This is a genomic window from Undibacterium sp. JH2W, assembly GCF_049340425.1.
GTDB lineage: Bacteria > Pseudomonadota > Gammaproteobacteria > Burkholderiales > Burkholderiaceae_D > Undibacterium.
The window spans coordinates 25,793-39,628 of record NZ_JBMPOT010000025.1 but is presented as its reverse complement, the minus strand read 5'-3'; the positions used below and the strand labels follow the sequence as shown (position 1 = coordinate 39,628).

The 13,836-nt window shown below is 49.4% G+C and carries 9 protein-coding genes and 1 tRNA gene; 1 reads left to right on the top strand and 9 read right to left on the bottom strand.

Annotated elements, in window-relative coordinates:
- Positions 1 to 86: 86 nt before the first annotated feature.
- The 8 genes from ACO0LC_RS26360 to ACO0LC_RS26325 all read right to left on the bottom strand — a co-directional run bounded on the left by ACO0LC_RS26360 (position 87) and on the right by ACO0LC_RS26325 (position 11,596).
- On the bottom strand, positions 87 to 3,266 hold the full coding sequence (locus tag ACO0LC_RS26360; protein WP_423008776.1) for a type I restriction endonuclease subunit R: 3,180 nt from the start codon (positions 3,264 to 3,266) through the stop codon (positions 87 to 89).
- Positions 3,266 to 4,429, bottom strand: coding sequence for an SIR2 family NAD-dependent protein deacylase (locus ACO0LC_RS26355; RefSeq protein WP_423008774.1), 1,164 nt, complete (start codon positions 4,427 to 4,429; stop codon positions 3,266 to 3,268). Before ACO0LC_RS26355 ends, ACO0LC_RS26360 begins: the two co-directional genes overlap by 1 nt.
- Entirely contained in the window at positions 4,419 to 5,795 is a 1,377-nt protein-coding gene (locus tag ACO0LC_RS26350; protein ID WP_423008772.1) for a restriction endonuclease subunit S, read from the bottom strand. Before ACO0LC_RS26350 ends, ACO0LC_RS26355 begins: the two co-directional genes overlap by 11 nt.
- Before the next feature lie 90 nt (positions 5,796 to 5,885).
- The gene (locus tag ACO0LC_RS26345; protein WP_423008770.1) at positions 5,886 to 7,577 is read right to left on the bottom strand and encodes a type I restriction-modification system subunit M; all 1,692 of its coding nucleotides are present in this window, start codon (positions 7,575 to 7,577) and stop codon (positions 5,886 to 5,888) included.
- A 251-nt stretch (positions 7,578 to 7,828) separates the two neighbouring features.
- A tRNA-Leu gene (locus tag ACO0LC_RS26340) sits at positions 7,829 to 7,913 on the bottom strand.
- A 72-nt stretch (positions 7,914 to 7,985) separates the two neighbouring features.
- The gene (locus ACO0LC_RS26335) at positions 7,986 to 9,410 is read right to left on the bottom strand and encodes an MATE family efflux transporter (protein WP_423008768.1); all 1,425 of its coding nucleotides are present in this window, start codon (positions 9,408 to 9,410) and stop codon (positions 7,986 to 7,988) included.
- The gene (locus tag ACO0LC_RS26330; protein ID WP_423008766.1) at positions 9,407 to 11,131 is read right to left on the bottom strand and encodes an ArnT family glycosyltransferase; all 1,725 of its coding nucleotides are present in this window, start codon (positions 11,129 to 11,131) and stop codon (positions 9,407 to 9,409) included. The genes ACO0LC_RS26335 and ACO0LC_RS26330 overlap by 4 nt, the downstream gene beginning before the upstream one ends.
- A 198-nt stretch (positions 11,132 to 11,329) precedes the next feature.
- Entirely contained in the window at positions 11,330 to 11,596 is a 267-nt protein-coding gene (locus ACO0LC_RS26325; protein WP_186955279.1) for a type B 50S ribosomal protein L31, read from the bottom strand.
- A gap of 542 nt (positions 11,597 to 12,138) precedes the next feature.
- On the opposite strand from ACO0LC_RS26325, the gene ACO0LC_RS26320 reads away from it, so the two are divergent.
- Positions 12,139 to 12,768, top strand: coding sequence for a trimeric intracellular cation channel family protein (locus ACO0LC_RS26320; protein ID WP_423008763.1), 630 nt, complete (start codon positions 12,139 to 12,141; stop codon positions 12,766 to 12,768).
- Here the strand turns inward: ACO0LC_RS26320 and ACO0LC_RS26315 are convergent.
- On the bottom strand, positions 12,765 to 13,445 hold the full coding sequence (locus ACO0LC_RS26315) for a TetR family transcriptional regulator (protein WP_423008761.1): 681 nt from the start codon (positions 13,443 to 13,445) through the stop codon (positions 12,765 to 12,767). The two genes, ACO0LC_RS26320 and ACO0LC_RS26315, sit on opposite strands and share 4 nt — an antisense overlap.
- Positions 13,446 to 13,836: the final 391 nt, after the last annotated feature.

Sequence of the window (13,836 nt, the reverse complement as noted above, 5' to 3'; positions counted from 1 at the left end):
TTGATCAGGTAAAGTGCTTTAGCTGAATCTTGTACGGCATAAAAAGTGGCTGTAGTAATGCGTATAAACTTTTTAAATTATTTCTGTCAATGAGTCCAGCTTTCACTTAACACTTCAGCCTGTTTCAAGCATAACTCGACCGCGTCATCCGCCTTGTCAGGTGGATACTTCCATTTTCTTAGCGCACGCCTGACCAGATTACGCAATTTTGCCCTGACGCTTTCACGTACTTGCCAATCCACCGTTGTTGAGCTGCGCAGTTGCTCGGTCACGTATTTTGCCAATTCACGTAAATTATTGTCCCCCAGCTCCTTTACCGCTGATTCGTTTTGTATCAAGGCGCGGTAGAAAGCAATCTCGTCTGAATTCAAGCCCATCTTTTCTGCCTGTTCGGCATCGGCGGCCATTTCCTTGGCCATCTTGATGAGTTCTTCAATCACTTGTGCCGTTTCAATGGCGCGGTTATGGTATTTGCGCAGCGTTTCCAGAATACGGTCTGAGTATTTTTTCTCAGAAATAACATCGGTTTTCATACGGGCTTTGACTTCGTCGCGCAATAGCTTTTCCAGCAATTCCACCGCCAGATTTTTTTGCGGCATACGCGCTACATCTTCCAGAAACTCTGGTGACAATAGACCGATATTGGGTTTATCCAAACCGACCATCTGGAAAATGTCGTCAACACCACCTGCAATGATGGCATTATCGATAATCTGTTTTAGTGCAGTATTTTTCTCTTCGTCCGTGCGGCGTTTGTCTATGGTGGTAAATTTAGTGATGGCGCTTCTTACCGCGCTCAAGAATGCAATTTCTTTCTTGTATGGTTCCACCTCATCGAGAGTACTGCATAAGGAATATGCCTTACCCAAAGCCGCCACCACATCCAGGTAGCGTTTCTTACCGTCCAACTCACCATTTGCACCCTGCAAACCTAGCAAATGGTTCATCGCGCCAGGTAAGAGCTGCAATGCCTTGGTTTCATAGGCACTGTAATCAAAGCCATGGAACATGCCACGCACCATGTCGACTTTTTCTAATAAAAGCGCGTAGGCTTCATCGGTATTGTGAGTAGGCTGCCCTTTACCGTTTGAGCTAGCATAGATTTTCAGTGCCTTTTTCAATTCATTGGCAATGCCTATATAGTCAACTACCAAGCCGCCGGGTTTATCTTTAAATACCCGGTTCACCCTGGCAATCGCCTGCATCAAATTATGCCCCGTCATCGGTTTGTCGATGTACATGGTGTGGCAATTAGGTGCATCAAAACCTGTCAGCCACATATCGCGCACAATCACCAGTTGCAAAGGGTCGTTGACATCTTTAAAGCGTTTTTCAAATAGCTTCTTCGTTTCTTTACTATATATATGCGGCTGCAACTTGGCATCGTCTGAGGCCGAACCCGTCATCACAATTTTAATACTGCCTTTGGCCGGGTCAAGGTCATGCCATTCAGGCTTAAGTTTGACGATGGCATCGTACATGTCCACGCAAATAAGGCGGCTCATGCAAACGACCATGCCTTTACCTGGCATACTGGCAATGCGAGTTTCAAAATGGGCCACTAGGTCTTTGCACACCTGCTTGATACGCGGGTCACTACCGACCAGTTTTTCCAGCGTTGCCCAGTGTGACTTGGTGCTTTCCCGCGTGGCTGTGTCTTCCTCATCTTCGATGACTTCATCGACATCCTCATTCAAGGATTCAATCTCAGCCTTGTTGATGTCCAGTTTCGCCAGGCGTGACTCATAAAAAATAGGCACTGTTGCGCCATCATCAACTGCATCCTGAATATCATAGATAGACACATATTCGCCAAACACCGCTTGCGTGTCTTTGTCGCTGCTATCTATTGGCGTGCCGGTAAAGCCGATGAAAGTCGCCTGCGGCAAGGCGTCGCGCATGTGCTTGGAATAACCGAAAGTGTATTTACCGGTTTTGCTATTGAATTTTGCCTTGTCGCCATACTGGCTGCGATGTGCTTCATCACTGATCACCACAATATTGTGACGTTGACTTAAGACGGGGTGGGCGATTTCATTGGTCAACAACGCAAACTTTTGCACCGTCGTAAAAATGATACCGCCTGCCTGGAGGGACGACAGCAGTTCGCGCAAATCGTCCCGATCGCCTGCTTGCACTGGCGTTTGTTTCAAGGCATCGGTGGACATGCTAAAGGTATTAAACAACTGCCCGTCCAGGTCATTCCTGTCTGTCACCACGACGATGGTCGGGTTCTGCATTTCAGGCTGCGCCAGCAACTTGGCGGCATAACACACCATGGAGATAGACTTGCCCGACCCCTGTGTATGCCACACCACCCCCGCCTTGCCAGAGCCGGGCTGCACTCGGTCAGCATAATTGGCGCGTGCCTCGGCAATGCCTGGCAAGGTGGGCCGTTGCGCCGCAATCACCGTAGCCCGCACCGCCTCACGCACCGCGTGAAACTGGTGATAACCGGCGATTTTTTTAACGATGGTATCGCCATCCTGTTCAAACAAAATGAAGTAACGCAGATAGTCGATCAACAGCTCAGGCTTGAAGAAACCTTTTACTATCGTTTCTAACTGAAATTCAAACAGTGGCTTATCATTTTCATTGGCTACCGTGCGCCAGGGCAAAAACCGCTCTTTATTGGCAGTGAGCGAACCCACTCGCGCCACCACGCCATCGCTGACGACGACCGCCTCATTAAAAATAAACAGGTCGGGTATTTCTTCTTTATACGTTTGCAATTGCTGGTAGGCTTGCCAGATATCGGCATGCTTATCTGCCGGATTCTTCAATTCCAGCACCGCCAGCGGCAAACCATTAATGAACACCAGCACATCCGGGCGGCGGTTACCCTTGCTGCCGACCAAAGTGAATTGATTGACGACCAGGAATTGATTATTGTGAACATGGGCAAAGTCGATCAAGTGCACATAATCGGTCTTCGACTCCGCCTGCCCATTGGCACTAGTTACCTTATATTCTACCTTCACGCCTTCCAGCAAAAGCTGGTGAAAAGCCTTGTTATTCTTGATCAGCACCGGTGTTTCTGCCTTGTTGATCTGCACTGCCACTTGCTCTAGGGTTGCAACAGGGATGTGCGGGTTAATCGCCTGCAAGGCAGTCAGCAAGCGCCCCTGCAAAACAATCTGGCGGTAATCGCTACGTTCCGGGCTGCTGGCATCAGGCGCAATGTCGTAGCCGCAGACATAGTCATAACCTATGGCTTGGAACCAGTCCAGGCAGAGTTGTTCGAGTTGATCTTCTGTAACCATCATTACCTCAAATTCAAGCGATGCTCTGCAACATCAGTGGCTAATTCAACTAGTAAAGGCAGCATTTCGTGGTAATTTTTGTCTGGATACCAGATAGGACGAATATTCAGAGTCAGTAAGCGGTCTTCCGTCGCCTGCTTTTTATGTGCATCGCTTACGTCAGGTAAAAAGGCAAAATGATCAGGGATGTCAAAAGCGCGGCTCGTTTTTACTTCTTGGAATAATTCCAGTGTTTTGTCTTGCTCCAAAGAGCAGCCAAGGAACAGCAAAGAGTTACTGATATAAATTTGACGCAATGCCCTGGGCAATTGCTTGCTATAGTCTATGGGGCTGCCATAGGCATGCTGATATTGGTCTTCAGTAAAAACATACGTGCCAGGCTGACTGGCGTCACCGTGTAACTTTAGGATGCAGCGATCACCTTTTAACAGCCTTTGTACGAAATTGTTACCAGCTTGAATACCATACATATAAGCATCGTTCAGCGGAGCTCCCTTAATTTTGAAAGTCTCTTCAATGAGTGCGTCAAAATTTGTGGTGATAATGCAGCCGCTGGATAGCCTCGGCAATAATCTGAATATCTGTGGAATTTTTCCTCGTTCTGCGTCATCGTCAAAAATGGCCCTGAACGTTGTTTTGACGTAGTTTTCAAGTTGGACTGATGACGCATTGGCTATAGCTTGTGCTGCTTCCAGATACTGATTTTTATATAGCAAATTGGAGATCAGATTTTCTTCAAGGGTCTTAATGCGTTCACTTAAGGCCAGAAGGGCTTCCCCCCACATTGGATAGCCAGCAGATTTAGAAATGCCTGCACCCAAAAATGGGGCTATTTTTTTTCGGCGTATGAGTTCCACTAAATCAAAAAACACAGATTTTTGTTGCGAGGTATGGAGAAAATCCAAGCACTCCGAATATTTTTCTTTGATTTGCAATCCATTCCAACTATCAAATTCGTCCCAGTATGCACTACGATCTACCCAATACAAAATTTCGCTGGCATCGTAGCTGAAAGTAGTTTCCGGGTCTTTTATGCTGCGGATTGTAAAAGGTTCAGTGCCATTGATAGCGTCATTGAATTCTTGATTGGCAGAAAATCCGGTCTGTAAAAATTGTTCTACAGTTTCAATTAAGTCTGTGCTTTTTTTTACTTTTTCAATTGACATTGCTGACCTTTATTTCGCCGGATAATAATTTAGGTAACAACGAATCTCGTAGTTCAGCCAGCGCTATAGTCTCTTTTAACGCGGAACTTATTTTTTCGTATAAATTACCAACAACTCTCGAATAGGATTGAACAAGTGCGTCCTTTGGAACGAGCACCTTAATCACTCTAAAATTCCTTTTGCTGATTTCTGCAAATGTAGTACCACTTGCGCGTTGCTGGATTTCATCTATTACGGATTGCGCCCACTGTACTACGTACTCAGGAGTGAGAACATCGTTGCATTTCATTGCAATATAACCTTGATTGATTGCCACAGGAATTTTTGTAATAGCCAAATATCCGACAGGGGCACGTGAGGACATCAATACCGTATTTATGGGAAGTAGTCCTGAGCTAATTTTTTTTAAACCAGAATCTGTAACTTTTCGCTCTGTTTGCAGCAAAATTTTATCTGTTAAGTTGGACATATCTTTTGGTGTGGTCCAGTGATGATCGCCATCTTCCCAAAATTCAGAGTTTGTCGTGCTTGGCGTTCCTCCGCCGACAATATCCACCTCATTACCAATTTCACTTAATTTCCACCCCTCCGGCACTTCCCCCAACTCAGATTCCACCAAAGCATCAGGAAATAATGCGGCGGTGACTTTTAGTTGTTGCAGCACTTCAGGGGCGAGTTGATCTAGTTCTTCATCAGTTTTTCCACTGATGGAGCACATGGCTGCGCGTTCGACTTCTTTGGCTGTTGCGCCTGCTTCAATGGCGGCGATTTTGGCGCGTGTCGGTTCAAAATCGACAAACCAGTTTTTGAACATGGCTTGGGCGATTTGCTCCAGGGTCTGGTTGGTTTGGCGGTTGAGTTCGATTTTGTCGTCAAGGCTTTTGAGTATATTTGCAACTTTCCATTGATAGTCCAATGGAGGCAACTGAATGTTTAATTCCGATAGCGCTTTACCTGTTAAGTGCTTAATTGTTGTACCGGTAAAAAATGGCTCTAACTTACCCAATTGATGAGATAACTTGAACCAATAGTAAAGGTAATAGTTATTCAACTGATTTTTTGGTCTAATGCGATGCAATGCTTTTTGAAATTTCATATTAGGAATATTATTTTTCCAAATAGCACAGCGGCCAGGTTCTCCGCCTTCGCACACCAGCAAATCACCATCTTTTAAGCCATATCGAAGAAACTCAGTTTCCTCAAATTTCATCTTTGCTAGATTTGAAAGATCAAAACTTCCCCATCGAACATTGCTGTTGCCAAGATACGGATAAAATTCTCCTTTATTTTTATTTTGATCTAGCATTTTTCCTAAACAAGACTCAACGACAATTCCTAACTTAACAGTGACCCAATTTGCGCTCATAACTCAATTCTCGCGTTGAGTGTGTCAGGAAGCGTATAAAGCAACCATTGCGTAGTTGCCTGCTTCGCAACCAAGGTACGGGTGTTTTTATTAGAGTTCATAACCCAAGCCCGCCAAATTCTTCTTAATCTCCGCTTCCAGCCGTTCAGACTCTGCAAACTGCGTTTTCAACTGCGCCGTCAGTCTTGCCATTTTGTCGGCGAAAGCTTCGCCGTCGTCAGCCACTTCTGCTGCGCCGACGTAGCGGCCCGGTGTCAGTACATAGTCATGCTTTTTTACCTCTGCCAGGCTGGCGGCGTAGCAAAAACCTGCCACATTGTCATAGGCTTTGCCGGTTTGCCAGGCGTGGTAGGTGTCGGCGACTCTGTCGATGTCTGTCTGTGTAAAGTCGCGCAAGACGCGGTCTTTCATATACCCCAGGTTGCGGGCGTCGATGAAGAGTATTTCATGGCTGCGCTTGCGCAGTTTTCTGCCACTGGCGGCGGTGCGGGCCAGTTTGTTTTTGCTTAAAAACCAGATGCAGGCGGGGATTTGGGTGTTGGTGAATAACTGGCCGGGCAGGGCGACCATGCATTCGACCAGGTCATGGTCAATCAGGGCTTGGCGTATGTCGCCTTCGCCGCTGGTGTTGGAACTCATGGAGCCGTTCGCCAGCAACAAGCCCATGGTGCCATTGGGGGCTAAGTGATACAACATATGCTGCAACCAGGCAAAGTTGGCATTGCCGGACGGTGGGTTGCCATAGACCCAGCGTGGGTCGTTGTCGCTGACGCCGGTGTCCCATTCTTTCATGTTGAAGGGTGGGTTGGCCATGACGAAGTCGGCGCGTAAATCGGGGTGCTGGTCGTTGGTGTAGGTGCTGGCGGGCTCTTTGCCAAAATTAAAGTCGATGCCGCGTATGGCCATGTTCATGGCGGCCAGTTGCCAGGTGGTGTGGTTGGCTTCTTGCCCGTAGATAGAGACATCACCTATCTTGCCCTTGTGCGCGGTGATGAAATGTTCTGATTGTACAAAGAAGCCACCAGACCCCATGGCCGGGTCATACACGCGGCCTTTGTAGGGTTCCATCATTTGCACGATGAGGCTGACGATGGATTTGGGAGTGTAGAATTGGCCGCCCTTTTTACCCTCCGCCAGGGCGAACTGACCCAGGAAATACTCATACACATGACCGAGTATGTCTTTGCTGGACATTGAGGCATGGTGAAAAGGGATGGTAGAGATCAGGTCTATCAATTCACCGAGCTTGGACTGGTCTATCTGCAACTGGGTATAGCGTTTGTTGAGTACGCCCTTAAGCTTGCTGTTCTCTGCCTCTATCGCTTCCAACGCATAGTCGATCAAGTGGCCGACTGAGCTGATTTTGACTTTTTTTTGCTCGCCCTTGATCGTGACAGGTATGGTCGCGCCGCCTATGGCGCTTTTATTATTGTCTCGTAAAAACTGCCAGCGGGCGACAGGCGGCACCCAGAACACATTGGTTTCTATGTAGTAATCGCGGCCTTCCAGTTCTGACTCTATTTCTTCATGGTAGGCTTGCCCGTCTGCACCGCCTTCAAAATCTGCTGGGTCTAAAAAGTAGTCGTCATCAGGATTTTTGAATTGCGTGATCAGTTCGTCACGGCGTATGTCGAAGGCGTCGGACACATATTTTAAAAACACCAGGCCCAGCATGACATGCTTGTATTGCGAAGCATCGAGCGACGGTAGCAGTTTATTGGCACTGGTCCAGAGCTTTTTTTCTAGATTATTGAGAAATTCTTGTTCTTCTTGACTGGTCATGGTTTTGCTGGCTCTTTATCAGGTGTTGCAACTTGCCGTAATCAATAGGCAGGTTTGCTATTTTTGTACGTCTTATTAGAGCACAATTATGAGTGCTGGATTGATTGCAGCGCAATTGAATGCATGATTTTATTTTGTCGATGTACAGTTTTGAAAAATGGAGGCATTGCGTCGTGCGAACGTAAGCTAGCGAGAAAACTGGACGCAGAAAAGCAAAAAGGCTCTCACATGGAGAGCCTTGCAAATGCTTTTGGTGCCGAGAGCCGGAATCGAACCGGCACGCCTTGCGGCGCGGGATTTTGAGTCCCGTGCGTCTACCTATTCCGCCATCTCGGCAACGCAGAACAAAATTATGACAGAGCCGTCAGGATTTTGCAAGTGGCTTGCCACTTTTGCTGTGTTTGTCATTCATGGGGTGCGGTCTGTCTGTTCAAAATTTACGTTCCTGCGCCACATGGCGGGGGTAGGGAAGCGTTTCTGGACGATGCGCAAGTAGTACCACAGGCTGAAGGCGACGATGGCGAGGCTGGTGCTGTTGGCCATCCAGAAGCCTGCTGCGCCGTGCAGGAAGGCGGGGCTGATGTTGTACGGGTCGAGGCCCAGGATGAAGCCGCCGCCCAGGCCGCAGCCCCATAGGGCAAAGGCGTAGAGGATGGTGGGGACGATGGCGATTTTATAGGCGCGCAGGATGAAGGCGGTGGTGACTTGTATCGCATCAAAAATCTGGTACACCGAAATAAAGGTGAACAGCGGGAAGGCTGCCGCGATGATGATGGGGTTGGATGTGTAGGCATGCAAAATCAGGTCGCGGGCGAACCAGATGGTGATGCCTATAGGCACTGCCAGCATGGCGGCCAGGATGATGCCTGCATTGCCGGTGACGCGGGCGGCCTGCATTTGTTTGGCACCTATGGCTTGCGCGACCAGGGTGCCGGTGGCGCTGGCAATCGACAGCGGCAGCATGTACAGGATGGTGCCAAAGTTGGCGGTGAGCTGGTGGCCGGATACGGCCACTTCACCCAGGCGTGCGATGAACAGGGCCATGAAGGCGAATGCGGTGACTTCGATGAGGTAGCTCAGGCCCATGGGTATGCCCAGGTGCAGCAGGCTGCGCAGGGCTTTCCAGTTGGGCTTGACGAAGCCTGTGCCAAACAGGGCAAACAATTCATAATATTTGACGTGCTTGAGCATGAGCCAGCCGGTGATGAGCATGAGCCAGGCATTGACGGCGGTGGCAGCAGCGCAACCGGGGCCGCCCATGGCGGGTATGCCCAGTCCACCAAATATGAACAGGGTGTTGAGCGGGATTTTAAGCGACAGCGCAGCCAGTTGTATGGCCATGACCATCTTGGGGCGGCCAACCGCGTTATTGAGTGCGCCATAGATCCTGAAGCCCAGGGTGGCGGGCAGGGCGATGGCCAGTATTTGCAGATATTGCGCAGCCTTGTCATTCAAGGTGGGCGAAGCCTGGGCGATGGAGAGCAAGCTATTTGGGAATAATAAAATCAAGCAGCCTATGCAGGCGAGGAAGCCACCCAGCCATACGCCTTGCTTGATTTCTGCGCCTATCTTTTTGAATTTGCGTGCGCCAAACAATTGGCCGACGACGGGGGAGATGGCTTGCAAAATACCGTTGAGGCCAACGAAGATGCTGACGTAAATCGAGATACCGATGGAGAGTGCCGCCAGGTCAGTCGCCGAAAAGCGCGAAGTCATGGCGGTATCTATCACCCCGTTGCCCACCACTGCCATCTGGCCCACCATCATGGGCCATGAGAGTGAGGCGATGCGTTTGATGTTGCCGCGCAGCGTGCTGGGGTGTTCTGTCTTCATCGCTGCTTGCGCTGGTACAGGGTAAACAATTCATCATGGTCGGCGGCGCGATGGCCAGACCAGATGGCGGTCCATTGTTCTTGTTTGTATTCTGCTGGCAGGGCACTTTCATGCAGGGATGTTTTACTGTCTTGTACCAGCAAAAGCCGACAATCATGATCAGAGAAACCGGCAAACTGCAGCTTGCCAAAATAAGCAAATGACGCGCGTTGGGATGGGCCTATGTGGGCTTGTATGCAGCCCATATTGGGCGGCACTTTTTGTGCGAGTTCTTTGGACAATGGGGCATAGCTGACTTTTTGGTCTATCCACGGCAAGCCCAGGCTTTGCACCAGGAGCCAGCATAAAATGACACCACCACTGGACAACACCACGGCGCGCCACAAGACGGCCGGCTGCCTGGAGATTCGCCAGTACACCAGGCGGAACCAGGCTACTGTCGCAGCCAGGGCGATGATAAAGACAAAGATATTGAAACTGGACTGATAGCCCGGCACCAGGTTGGCGGCTCTTTTTGCCATGCCAGGTGGCCAGCCAGTCTGGTCAGCCAGCCAGTACAGCCAGATAAATGCTGCTACTGCAGTGAAGACGATCACAGAGAACCAGTCCACTGCATTGATGGCGCTGCGTTTCATGGTCGGCAAGCCAAATGCGGCGAGTATGGCCAGAGGCGGCAGTATAGGCAGGAGCAATGCTTCTTCTGACTGGTGGTTAACCAGGGCCAGCACACCAAAACAGATCAGGAAGCTGACTGGCAAGGAAATGTGCATGGCTTTTTCTTGCTTGCGCCAGGCAAAGATGGCCCAGGCAGCAAATGGCCAGGCGGGCCAGCTAAACCAGATGCCATAGCGGAACAGGTAGCTGATGCTATCCACATTGGGGAAATTGAATTGGCGGTAATTCCACAGCATCCAGCCCTGATAGGGTGAGCTGTCATACGGGTGTGCCAGACTGATGGCGAGCAGCCACAGGCCTGCAACGATGACGGCAACAGGCAGGGTGATGCTGAGCAAGGCTTTAAGTTGCGGGCGTTGCTGACGATAAACGCATACTGCCAGCAGGCTGACGCCCAGGGCGATGGGCAGTACCCAGCCGCGTGTCAGCACCAGCAAGCCAAGTACGCCACCTATTTTGGCGGCGGTCAGTTTGCTGGATTCATCCAGCAGGCGCACGCATAAATACAGGGTGCTGGCGATCAGGGATATCTGCAGGGCTTCGGCGCTGGTTTCATGGCTGCGCAATAAGAGGCCCAGGCAACCCAGGTAAATCAACAGGGCACCGTCGGCCAGGGTGCGGCCAAAGTCGCGTGCTTCGGGCTGGCCACCAAAGGCCAGTTTCAATGGTTGTGCTTCTGGTCTGCGACCGAGCAGGTAAGTGGCATACCAGACTGAGAGTGAACCCAGCAAGAAGCAAAAGCCAGTACTCAGGCGAGCGGCCATGGGCTCACCGACTAACCAGCCAAATAATTTAATGCATATGGCACCGAACCAGAATGCCAGCGGGCCTTCTTCTGGCATGGGCAGGCCGACGATGTGCGGCCATAGCCAGTCAGCCAGGTTGCCATGCGCCATGGTCCACATGATACCAAAACCGGCGGCGTCGTCGCCTTTCCATGGGTCTCGACCTATCAGGCCAGGCAGGATATACAGGAGACAGAGGGCGATGATTCCCCAGCGCGGTAGCGCAACTGTTGCAGCAGCAGGAAGTCGGACTGGCTTCATATCTGGATGGTGGAGGGAAAGGATGCTTATTGTAGGATAAAGCTTTAGCAAAAAAGGCAGCCTGAGCTGCCTTTTTTGCTAAAAACTCTTGGGAACCACAGACGGTCTTGCATACTCTGCAATTTTGTATTAGCAAGGATAAGCTTGCTAACGCATGAGACTGTGCTACTTGAGACGGGTCTGTGTTTCCCTGGCCGATTAGTTGGCGACAGAAGTCTTGGAACCGACTTTGCCGAACTTTTGGCGGAATTTTTCAACGCGACCGGCTGTATCCACGATTTTGTGTTTGCCAGTGTAGAAAGGATGAGATTCTGCAGAAACCTCGATCTTTACCAGTGGGTATTCTTTACCTTCAAACTCACCTTTGTCTTTGGTGTTGATAGTTGAACGTGTGATGAATTTGAAATCGCAAGAAACGTCGTGGAACAGAACTTCGCGATAATTTGGGTGGATGCCATCTCTCATGCTTGCCTCGAAAATAGTGTAGGTAGCCAATAAGCACTTCGTCGGTCGTCTTGCTTCTTGACCCGATTGCATTATCACTTGCCAAAGGTTAAATAATTGTCTGGATTTTGGACGCCCAAAATGCCAAGCCGATGATTATACAATGAAAATTGGGGTTTTTGCGATGGGGTGTCGTCGTGGTGATAGGGTAACACTGTTTAAATGCCGTGATTTAGGGGGCGGTTTGGGTGCTGCCCTCAGAAATATTGTGTTTGATACATGCTTTTATGAGCTATTTTAGTTTGCTACGAACGCCGCTGGGCTCCTGCCTGCGCAGGAGCGACGAATTTAAGGTTGTTTTCTTGCATATACTTCTTGGCCTTTGGTGGTTTTTCTTGGTTTTTCTTGGTTTTTCTTGGTTTTTCTTGTTTTTCTTGTTTTTCTCTGTGTCTCTGTGTCTCTGTGGTGAGAGGTCTTGATTTTCACACGCACAAACATCAACCCTAAAACCTTGCCTAACTTGATAAAATTCCCATTTTTGCACCAAATCCTGAAGGAGAAACATGACGACGAGCTATCTAGGTATGAGTTCGATGCTGCATACCATTGAAGTCGCCGGGATACTGGCATTTGCCAGTTCAGGGTTTATTGAGGCGCGGCGCAAGCGTATGGATGTGGTGGGAGTGTTCACTGTGGCGTTTATCACGGCCTTTGGTGGTGGCACTCTGCGTGATTTGTTGTTGGACCGCAGGCCGCTGTTCTGGGTAGAGAATCAGGAATATCCTATTATTATTTTTGCCATGTCCATCATCGCCATTCCGTTTTTACGGCATTTGCGCAATGCCTGGACAGAAAATGCGATTGTCCTGGCTGATGCCCTGGGGCTGGGTTTGTTCAGCGTGACAGGGGCTTCACTGGCGCAGGAGGCTGAGATGCCCATGTTTGTCTGTGCCATGATGGGGGTCATCACCGGCATATTTGGCGGGGTTTTGCGCGATATTATCTGTAATGAAATACCGCTGGTATTCAGGCGCAGTCACTTATATGCGACTTGCGCCTTTGTCGGTTGCTGGATTTACCTGATCCTGAACTGGCTGCAGGTCAGTGAAGTGGCTGCACTGGGTTTTGGCGTGGGCATATGCTTCGTGTTGCGCATGATGGCGGTGCGCTTCGACTGGAAGCTGCCGGTCTAGTCATGCTGCTCTGCCATGTGCAGGCTGCACTCTTGTTGTGGTGACTTTGATTTTTTGAGTGGCGGGCGCGCCACCATGCCGGCAATGAACATGTCCACCATGTCTTCTGCATGCTGGATCAGGCAATAGGCTGAGGTGTCTTCCAGCCATTCATGGACTATGCCTATGACATAGGCATGGATGGCTTGCATGGCTATCCAGGTGTCGGTATTGGCAGGCAGGCTGCCCTGGTCAACTGCTTGCTGTATCAGTGCCTGGACTTTGGCCAGGCATTCATTGCGCTTCTCGCTTTCAGCGCGGAAAAAAATCAACTCGTTGGATTTTTCACAGCGGTGAAAGATGATGTCGAAGACATTGCGCTGTCTCTCATTGCCAGTAACGAGTTTGAGGAAGTGTACGTTTAATTGTTTGATGCCCGCCAGCGGATCTATATGTGGTGTGGAAACAATCTCATTGAGCAAGGCTTCCATGGGCAGGAAGGCGCGGTCACACATGGCTTGAAAGAGGGCACTCTTGTCCTTGAAGTGCCAGTAAATTGCGCCACGCGTCATGCCAGCCGCCGTCGCAACTTCATTGAGTGTGGTACTGGTGACACCTTTTGCGGCGAATACTTTTTCAGCCGCATCGAGCAGGGTATTATAGGTTTCCTGCGCTTCTTCTTTCGTCTTTCTGACCATTCTGTTTCCTTCGTGCACGTAGCAAGCTTGTTGCTGCGTACAAATTTTTTGCTGTCTCTTCGTATTGTAAGTGAACGTTGCAGAGTGAACCCGGTCTAAAGCCGAGGTTTGCTACTAATCACTCTGCATGAGTAAGACTTGTATTTCGGTTTATACCGTTTTTAAGTTTTTTAAACCTGCATTGTTACGCATTGATACTGCTCTATTTTTTAAAAAACGAGCTGTTGTAGATCAAATTTGTTGCCTCGCAGCAGGAATTTCTTGTCTGCTTTATACTTGTTTACTTGCCTATCTTGCTAGCCCTCATCTACCCACGAGATCGGGATGTCATGAAGCTTTCATTGGGCTGCTTTATAAAGCATTTAAATGCCGCGCCAGTCATTCGTGACAC

What these genes read in the sequence shown, in the direction of transcription:
- ACO0LC_RS26355 (WP_423008774.1), bottom strand. Translation starts at nt 4,429, where the DNA reads ATGTCAATTGAAAAAGTAAAAAAAAGCACAGACTTAATTGAAACTGTA.
- ACO0LC_RS26320 (WP_423008763.1), top strand. Translation starts at nt 12,139, where the DNA reads ATGACGACGAGCTATCTAGGTATGAGTTCGATGCTGCATACCATTGAA.
- ACO0LC_RS26325 (WP_186955279.1), bottom strand. Translation starts at nt 11,596, where the DNA reads ATGAGAGATGGCATCCACCCAAATTATCGCGAAGTTCTGTTCCACGAC.
- ACO0LC_RS26335 (WP_423008768.1), bottom strand. Translation starts at nt 9,410, where the DNA reads ATGAAGACAGAACACCCCAGCACGCTGCGCGGCAACATCAAACGCATC.
- ACO0LC_RS26360 (WP_423008776.1), bottom strand. Translation starts at nt 3,266, where the DNA reads ATGATGGTTACAGAAGATCAACTCGAACAACTCTGCCTGGACTGGTTC.
- ACO0LC_RS26350 (WP_423008772.1), bottom strand. Translation starts at nt 5,795, where the DNA reads ATGAGCGCAAATTGGGTCACTGTTAAGTTAGGAATTGTCGTTGAGTCT.
- ACO0LC_RS26330 (WP_423008766.1), bottom strand. Translation starts at nt 11,131, where the DNA reads ATGAAGCCAGTCCGACTTCCTGCTGCTGCAACAGTTGCGCTACCGCGC.
- ACO0LC_RS26345 (WP_423008770.1), bottom strand. Translation starts at nt 7,577, where the DNA reads ATGACCAGTCAAGAAGAACAAGAATTTCTCAATAATCTAGAAAAAAAG.
- ACO0LC_RS26315 (WP_423008761.1), bottom strand. Translation starts at nt 13,445, where the DNA reads ATGGTCAGAAAGACGAAAGAAGAAGCGCAGGAAACCTATAATACCCTG.